At 44.1% G+C, this 8,099-nt stretch carries 10 protein-coding genes; 2 read left to right on the top strand and 8 right to left on the bottom strand.

All coding sequences use genetic code 11. The features are described from left to right. Both HAT2_RS03935 and HAT2_RS03540 read left to right on the top strand, forming a co-directional pair. Positions 1 to 1,191 (top strand): tetratricopeptide repeat protein (locus tag HAT2_RS03935; protein WP_181860367.1); only part of this gene is annotated, 1,191 nt, incomplete at its 5' end. A gap of 71 nt (positions 1,192 to 1,262) precedes the next feature. Continuing rightward, the gene (locus tag HAT2_RS03540) at positions 1,263 to 1,856 is read left to right on the top strand and encodes a peroxiredoxin family protein (RefSeq protein WP_114544633.1); all 594 of its coding nucleotides are present in this window, start codon (positions 1,263 to 1,265) and stop codon (positions 1,854 to 1,856) included. On the opposite strand, the gene HAT2_RS03535 is transcribed toward HAT2_RS03540, so the two are convergent. The 8 genes from HAT2_RS03535 to HAT2_RS03500 all read right to left on the bottom strand — a co-directional run. Further along, the gene (locus HAT2_RS03535) at positions 1,806 to 2,864 is read right to left on the bottom strand and encodes an HhH-GPD family protein (RefSeq protein ID WP_114544632.1); all 1,059 of its coding nucleotides are present in this window, start codon (positions 2,862 to 2,864) and stop codon (positions 1,806 to 1,808) included. The genes HAT2_RS03540 and HAT2_RS03535 overlap by 51 nt on opposite strands. Then, positions 2,833 to 4,575, bottom strand: a complete 1,743-nt coding sequence (locus HAT2_RS03530; protein ID WP_114544631.1) for a S41 family peptidase — start codon at positions 4,573 to 4,575, stop codon at positions 2,833 to 2,835. The genes HAT2_RS03535 and HAT2_RS03530 overlap by 32 nt, the downstream gene beginning before the upstream one ends. A 39-nt stretch (positions 4,576 to 4,614) precedes the next feature. Then, on the bottom strand, positions 4,615 to 5,658 hold the full coding sequence (locus HAT2_RS03525) for a hypothetical protein (protein ID WP_147267525.1): 1,044 nt from the start codon (positions 5,656 to 5,658) through the stop codon (positions 4,615 to 4,617). An 8-nt stretch (positions 5,659 to 5,666) separates the two neighbouring features. Beyond that, a complete protein-coding gene (locus HAT2_RS03520; protein ID WP_114544629.1) occupies positions 5,667 to 6,350 on the bottom strand; it encodes a PulJ/GspJ family protein in 684 nt (227 codons plus the stop codon). Beyond that, a complete protein-coding gene (locus tag HAT2_RS03515; protein WP_147267523.1) occupies positions 6,337 to 6,816 on the bottom strand; it encodes a hypothetical protein in 480 nt (159 codons plus the stop codon). Before HAT2_RS03515 ends, HAT2_RS03520 begins: the two co-directional genes overlap by 14 nt. Positions 6,817 to 6,822: 6 nt before the next feature. Further along, positions 6,823 to 7,275, bottom strand: coding sequence for a hypothetical protein (locus HAT2_RS03510; protein WP_114544627.1), 453 nt, complete (start codon positions 7,273 to 7,275; stop codon positions 6,823 to 6,825). Continuing rightward, positions 7,268 to 7,717, bottom strand: coding sequence for a type II secretion system protein (locus HAT2_RS03505; RefSeq protein WP_220253890.1), 450 nt, complete (start codon positions 7,715 to 7,717; stop codon positions 7,268 to 7,270). The genes HAT2_RS03510 and HAT2_RS03505 overlap by 8 nt, the downstream gene beginning before the upstream one ends. Before the next feature lie 17 nt (positions 7,718 to 7,734). After that, a partial coding sequence (locus HAT2_RS03500; protein ID WP_181860365.1) for a type II secretion system F family protein occupies positions 7,735 to 8,099 on the bottom strand: 365 nt, incomplete at its 5' end.

The following is an 8,099-nucleotide window of genomic DNA, read 5'->3' as shown; positions in this document are numbered from 1 at the left end:
GTCGCTGCAGAGAATTACAGACGTGCTATTGAAGTTGCAGCGGAGCTGATTGATTCGCATCATACTCCGCTTGGTCCTCGCTGTTATGCCTTGCAAGCTCTAGCAGAGTGTTTCCGAAAGTTAGGACAACATGAGGATCGTCTAGAGTCCCTCGCGAGGCTGTCAAAGATATCACCTAGAAGTGCCTCTCTTTACGTGATGCCCGGTTTAGTCGTGCTGGTTCCTTCTTCTCCCTTCTTCAATGAATCATATAAGCAGACCGAAAAGACTCGCGAGATCCTCAAAAGGATTTGCAAAGCACCAATTCCCAAGCCAACCCTCTCTGCATCAGAAGTTGCTTTTTTCAAAATTCCTCCTCGGGCACAAGTTGAAGAAATCGTCTATAACGATACTTGGCTAACCGCATTCAGCTCCCCCGTCGAAACATTACAAGTTTGTAATGACATGACGCCTAAATGCTTCACTCTTTGGGAACAGCTCTGTCTTGCCAATATGCTCAAGCAGAGCGATTCAAATATGGAACTCTTTAAGATGGCATTTAAAGAGTTAGAATCGTTTTCTTTGAAAGCAGAAAATTACAGTATGAAGGGCTTGATCAGCTGTATCTTGTTGGACGGAGGCCTCTCTTCAGTCTGTTGTCCTGTGGATACGCAATCAAAGTGGCTAAAGAACAACATGTTCTTGCAAAAGGCACACGCTGCCAACATGCAAAAGTTTTCGGCTGCATCCCTCAAATGCTTAATGGATTTGCCAACGGACAAGCCCTTCCACCTCCCTCGAGCTGTTGCCTACAGGGCTCTGAACGATAAAAGTTCTTTTTGGTCTAGGAAAACTTTTGAATGGACACAACCATGTCATGCCGATCGCTTCATTATTTCATCGGAACGAGACATGAGTCTTATTGAGTCGACTTGCCAAGTTGCTCTTGTCAAACTCCTCAGGGCTATGTACTCGAAGGTTGAGTCTTCGAGTGGGTTATCTCTTGGTCACTACACCATCTCAACCCCTTCCGGAGCTATTTTGGTCACAAAAGAGAGAGCTAGATGTTGTGTAGAACGATTTTTCGATGATTATCTGGATGATCACTTGGGAGACAGTTGGATAAAGAACTTGAAGAACTCCACAGTTTTTTCCAAAGACGAAACTGAGTTACTTCTTGCGATTTCCGACAGAGAATTTAGCAATTTGTAGTACCTTCGAAGAGGGCCCTTATCACTAAGGGCTACTCTGTATTTCCTCGTTGTTGAGCATAGGTGTTGGTTATGCCTCATTTGCATATTGGTGACATAGTGCCTAAATTTTCTACTCTGGACAATCAGGGAACGGTTTGGACACAAGACAGCTTTAAATCCAATTGGACTCTCATCCATTTCCAGACCCAGATCGGTGACGACATGTTGAAACAGATCCAGTATATGGATCGTCTTTTCCGTGCTACAAAGGGGGAGTTACAAGTGGTTGGTGTGGTCGTGAGTAACGGACACAACCAGAAAACTTTCATGAAGGAGCATGGCTTCTCCTTCCCCGTTCTCTTAGATGAACATCTTCAGCTGGTCCGCGCTTTTGGCACTTGGGAGCCCTTTAAGGGGTATCACAAGAGCTATATGAATGTTATTCCTTCTCTTTTTCTCTTGGATCAAAAAGGCTATGTGATATGGCAACAAACACATATTTGTGCTTATGAGCTTCCACGACTTATGGAAGCAATCCTCAGAGATTTCTACATCTCCTACGACAGAGACGCTCTGAAAGAGCCTCAAGAACTGCTCGTATCTGATGAAGAGACCGAAGAAGATCTGTACACTCTATTTGAGGATGAGATCGAGGCCACCGAAGAAATTCAAAGCCATGTGTAGCAGCTTCTTATGACCAGAAGAAAAAGGTTTCTCTTGGATCTCTTTCCAAGTGACTCTTTGCCAATGAGCAAGTATCTCTAAGTTCTCCCGTTCAACCAAAAGAAAACCAATTAAGCGTGTCCTGAATCTTGTCACTTGATAAGTAATCGGAGGACATTGCATCGCAAAAGTCTGAATACCTTTGAGACGTAACTCTTCTTCTAGTTTCAGCTCATCTACATAGGGGAAAGAAGGGAATTCCCATAACCCTTTTACTCTTTCAGCAGGACAAATCCAAAAAAAGCCCCTTTCATAAAGGACGATGGCTGCTCTCTGGAAGAGCTCAAAAGGTTTTTTTTTCTGAGATATAGGTAACTTTTGGACAAGACCTTGTTGATAGGCGACACAGCGTTTGTTCAGAGGACATTCGATACAACGAGGAGACTTAGGTTGACAAACCAAAGCACCTAACTCAATAAGAGCCTCCATATCATCGGGACAAATCTGATGTTTAGAAAGATGACGAGCCAAAAGCTGCTGTAAAGATTTACGCACAGAAGAAGATTTAATGTCTTTCCAGATGCCCCAAAAACGAACAAGCAAACGAGCCATATTTCCATCTAAAGGGATAGCCCCCTCCTGCCTCAGAGCAAAGCAAGCACAAGCTGCAGCAGTATAGGGTCCAATCCCAGGAAGGCATTTAAGAGAAGCCTCGTCCCACTCCGGACGAGATAAAAGGGCGAGGGCGGCTAACCTCAGCCGCCTTACCCTTCCGTAATAGCCTAATCCTTCCCAAAACTTCACTAGAGCTTCATCTGATACCAGAAGAAGAGAAGCAGGATCTGGGAAACGTTCCATCCACCTCAGATAGTAAGGAATTACGGTAACGACTTGCGTCTGCTGCAACATCACTTCTGCTACCAGCACCCGATATAGAGACCGGTTCTGCCTCCAAGGAAGAGGTCTCCTTTTCTGCCGAAACCACTTCCTTAAAGATCTAATAGGAATAGAGGCCAACTCGTCCGACATCTAAGTTATCATGTACCATCTTAAGGACTTTGTCCCTAAAGGGGCAGAAAGACCCTTTTATGTCTTGTGCCGTGAAAGGAAAACAGACATCCGGGCAAATACCGACATCCTCTATAGGCTTGTTTGTCCTAGGGTCAATCAATAAGGACCAAGAGTAAGAAACCTCTTTAATGCCCTCTACGTTAGGGAACGGAATGGACTCATAAGCACCACCGACACCAGCAGTAGGAGACCCTATAATCCAAACAGGACGTTGGAGCCTGTTGATTTGCATGAGTAAAAGAAAAGACTCGGCAGCTGACATGCTCAAAGAATCGCAAAGAACAAAAAGAGGCTTTTTAAAGACTCCCCCTGCATCAAACTGCTCAAGACCAAGCCAATAAACGGGCCAAGCATCGCCTCTTTCCTTGTAAAGAGCAGAGACAATCTGATCACAAAAACGCTGCAATCCAGCTAACTTTCTCGTGTCCATCTCAAAAAAGACACCAGCAGAATGGAGAGCTTCCTTGGCCTTCTGAGAATCTGGAAACTTAACAACATAAGAAAGCTCTTTGGCCCAATCGAACAAAGCCGGAGAAAGACGCATCATTTCAGGGTGATTTTTCACAGGTTCTGAAGAAAAGGCAGAACAAAGATGCAAAGCGTTGATGCCAGAACCACCTGGATTATGCATCAAGTCAAGCACTAAACAATCTGACTCTCTTTGGAAATAGCCTAAGTACCCATTACACTCTTCCATATCCCAAGATGAAAAATCAGGAAGACGCAAATAACCCACACGTCGCCCATTCGATTCGGCTAGATAAGCCTCTAAAGAGGCTCCAGGCTCTGTCCTAGAGCTCCAAAGAATTTCTCCGAGAGGAGCCAAGAAGGATCCTTTCGACCCAACAAAAAAATTCTCTAAACTTCCAATAGGAGGGACATCTCGGAGCTCTTTACCACAACAGGTCGCTTGGAAATTGATCACATTTCTTTGAGCTCGCAAAAGAGCTTCCTGAGAGGGAGAGGGATAGAAAACATGATCTTCATGCACGTTCATCCAATCAACAAGAAACTTTCTCTCTCGACCATCCTCTTCTAGGATACCAACATGTACAGGCCCAGAGGACAAACCAACACCAAAAGGAGGGCCCTGCCTTACCAAAAGCTCACAAATATGGTGATATGCCCAGTTCGGATAGGGCCCTTCACCGAAAACGGCAAGAAGCTTTCTATTGAATAACTGTTCAATCGGCTCTCCGTCTATAGAAGCTACACGCTGGCCAGGTGACATGCCTTCAACGAAACCGGGCTGCACATCTTGAATAAACACAGCATCATCAGCACAACATAAGTAGAAGGGAAGAACCTGCCTTGAATGGGGGTAAACAGATGTGACTAGGCAGTGGGGATCCCTCAAAAGAGACATTAACCTTCCCACTTCACAGTAGAAAAAACTAGCATCGCACTGCCCTGCAACAACTCTATCAAAAGAACAAGCTACCTCATCTCTCCAAGAAAACCCGTATCGCTTCTCCTTCCAAAGGAGAGGGGCATATAGGTCCGCAATCAAATTGCCTAGGCTTCTAATAAACCGACCTCTCCGACAAGACTTTGGTGTAAGGACACGCGTCTCCTCAATAATCCTTGGCAACCGATCCTGCGCCACGCTACAGCAACAGGAGCCACCCATCAAAAACAAGCACAAACCAAAAAAGATATGCCTTTTCATATGATATTCCGACCTGAATGTATCTCTAAATCTACTCTGCTAAAAAAAAGGCCTCTTCATCACTCTCCATCCCAGATGCGATCCACTATCTGTCACAAGATCGAGCAACCATTCCTGCCTGGGAGGAGTATAACGACTAAAATCTAGAACATTATCAAACTGACTCTGATCTATTCCCAACTCAGAACAAGACTCCAGAAAAATGTTCTCCATTACCAGAGGCTTCAACAACTTCCAAAGACCAGTATAATGGTCTTCCTCTATAGATTCAAAGCCTGCTTCATTTAAAGTCACCTCCAATCGAGATCTAATTTCTCGAGCAAGATCGGCTCCAAACAGAACTTTCAACAGGATTGGGCTAGCAGAAGCAACATGAATCCTGGGCATCTTTATAGCATAAGGGTGCCAACGAAACACGCAAACATAATAGAGCAAAGCCCTTGGCTCCTCTCCAGGAGCAGATTTCATGCGTAACATTTTATGGAAAAGTCGATGTAAATCCGAAGAAGCCAATTGTAGAGAAAGCAACCAAGATGTGTCGGGTTGAAAACTTTCTATTTGCGGCAAACGAGCAGGATTGTCCCAAGCTAAGGCTGTTTTTAATGCTACACTGACTTCTTGAAGCAGATCTTTTTCCAGAGAAGGCCTTTTTTTCTTCACCCTTATGAAGTTCGGATCAGTCCCGTACAGCGCTCGAAGGAGTCTTTCCAAGAGCTCCATAAAAAAAATATTTTCTTCCAAAAGTGTAGAACAAAGATCAATACGAGCTGTTTCAGGTCGAGGAAGGGTTTTGTATTTTTTCAATATAGGCGAGGAAGAAGGTTCTTTTTCCATCAAAGGATTCAACCTGTCAGCGATTACTTCAGACCCAAAAAGAGGCGTTCCTTGGCTCTTAATACGCCGTCTTACCCCTAGAGAAGCATACGTTGCTAGATCAATAGCTCGCAGAAGAGTTTCCCTTTTTTCATTTTGGAGAGAGATCAATGCAGATACCTCTGCAAGCAAAAAACTATTTTCCCATATAGAACGCACCATCCCTCCCATTAAAGAAAGGAAAAGGAGAGAGGTTATCATAATCTTCACTCAATACCTCACTCGTAATGCAGGACTAGAGGAACAGCTCGAAAACGGTAACTGAACTCTTCTTTTGCTCCTGACTCCATTTTGATCGTCAACAAAACGCTAGTGGGAAGAATGGGATGGCTTGAAGACCACGTGGACACCTCAAAAGGAGGCTGACGTTCTTCTCCTTCTATTTCCCACTCTTCTGAAGGATGAAATCCACAATAGAAACGAAATTGGATACTACTCACTTTTTGAAAGAAGTAAGTTGTTCTTACTGAAGTGCCAAATCCTGCATGAGGAGAATAAGGCCTCCTTTCTAGTCTCAAACGACCCCTGTCTACAGAGAGTTTAGCTTGTACATGGGTCGAAAATTCAGGAGGATGATCTTCCTGTGGGGCATAGAGAAAGGACAAAGAGGCCCCCTGGTCATCTGTCCACAATGTACGGGGCAATAACCGATAGTCATCAGAAGAAAGATTTTGATTCGTAGGAAGAGGAGCATAAGTTGACTCAATGAGTTCTCGGATAAAAGAATCAAAAAGATGTGCCTCTAACAGCCTCTTTTCCACTTCTTGGAAGACAAAATTCGCACGGTAAAGCTGAAAGAAGGTCCCTGTCATCACGGAAAGAAGCATTCCGAACAGAGCCATTGAAAGAGTCACTTCTAATAGAGAAAAAAAATTATATTTCTTCACATCATGCAAGTCCATCGATTTGGGAAAAACGATTCTTTTTTTCTAAAATTAGAGAACGATCAAAGACCTCAACCAAAGTATTAGCCCCCTTATAAACAAGCAGGCGTACTGCAATAATCCTTTTCCAAGGGAGCCCTTTTTGCCTTTTGGGCGTCTGACAAATTCTCTTAAAAGAAACCTTGAGTGAGTAGCTCCTTTTTCCTAATTCAGGAATCGAACATTCATCCCAATCAAAAATGTGTTCTTCTTTTGTATTAAAAGACTCCCAGCTCAAACGAAATTTTTCTAAGGTCTCACGCCTCAAAATGGTGTGCCAGGCAACCTCGGCTCGTCTTGCAAAAAACATTTTTTCGATTGAAAGCCTTCTATTCTCGGTCAATTTCAATATAGGCAAGAGCATCGGTATAGAAACAAGACTAATCAGACTAAAAGCAGCCAGAACTTCCAAAACAGAAAACAATCTTCGAGGACGCCTATTCAACCACACTTAGGGCTCCAAAGAAATCTCTACACGAGAGTCACCCTGCTGCAACACCAGAGCATCTACCTTTTTACGTGTGTGAAAAAAGTCAGGGAAAACGATCTCAATTTGCTCAACAGCCCTCTCTTTTCGACCCTCTTTTACCAAAACGTCAGAAACACCTGTTAAAGGATAGTCTTTCGAGAAAAGAGCTCGGGAAGAGAAACCTCCTTCCATATGGGGAGTCAGGCTTAGAATATAAGAGCCCTTAATACGATCAATGGATAAGCGAACGGGAAAAGACTCAGACAATGAAGACAAGATTGCCGTACGTACTAAAAGGTGACAGCGGGTACAGGCCCGAGAAAAACGAACATGGGCACTGCTACGAAGAAATTGAGGAACGAACACAGGAACAAGCATGATGACCAGGGTGCAGGCAGCCAAAACTTCGACCAAAGTCAAACGCCTTTTAGCCATCCTTCCCGCGCTCTCTAATCCCAAGATGCTCCCCATGGTCTGAAAAATGAAGAACTTCGTAACGCATCATCCCTTCTGAGGTCACTTCTAAAGTCTCCCTTCCACTAGCAGACGAAACAACCCTCTTCACTTTATAGTCATTCCCCCAACCATCCTTGGTTGCCTGATCTGGAGAACGTACTAGAGGAGACCTGGAAACAATCTTTTTCCATCTAGAAATAGTGGCCGCCAAAGACTCCCCTGTTTCGGCCATATGCATATAAAGGAGGTTTTCAATTTGCTTAGCTCCTTCAACTGACCGAAAGTAACGCCCTTTTTCGAGGCTTCCTCTGATGTTGTAGGCGACAGCGGCCCCGATGATGGCGATCAACGACATGACAACCATCATCTCGACCAAAGTCAAAAACCTTCTTTTCCACAACCTACCCAGCCTCAAAAACACAGCACCCCTCTGCTTAGCTAAATGTCACTTAAAGAGCTCACATCCGTGAGCGGCAACAATACACTAACAATAATCAAGCCTACAACAGCTCCCATAAAAACCAAAATTGTAGGCTGCAATAAAGTTGTCATCCGTAACAATTTCTGATCTAACAGTTCTTTGTAAAGTTCAGAGATTTTAAGGAGCATTTCCCCCAGAGAACCTGTTTCCTCTCCGATACGGATCAACCTCTTAGCACGCTTGGGAAAGAATGGTTCCTCCAGGGTGCCGCTCAAAGAACGTCCGACTGTGACATCTGATCTAATCTGAGCAATTTGATCCTTAAATTCTTCTAAGGGAAAGGGATACGTGTCGCATAGATCAAGTCCTCCATCTGCGAGCA

The sequence above is a fragment of the Candidatus Similichlamydia laticola genome, from assembly GCF_003339615.1.
Lineage (GTDB): Bacteria > Chlamydiota > Chlamydiia > Chlamydiales > Parilichlamydiaceae > Similichlamydia > Similichlamydia laticola.
The sequence above is the reverse complement of the archived record's forward strand: the minus strand, read 5'-3'. Positions and strand labels throughout refer to the sequence as shown.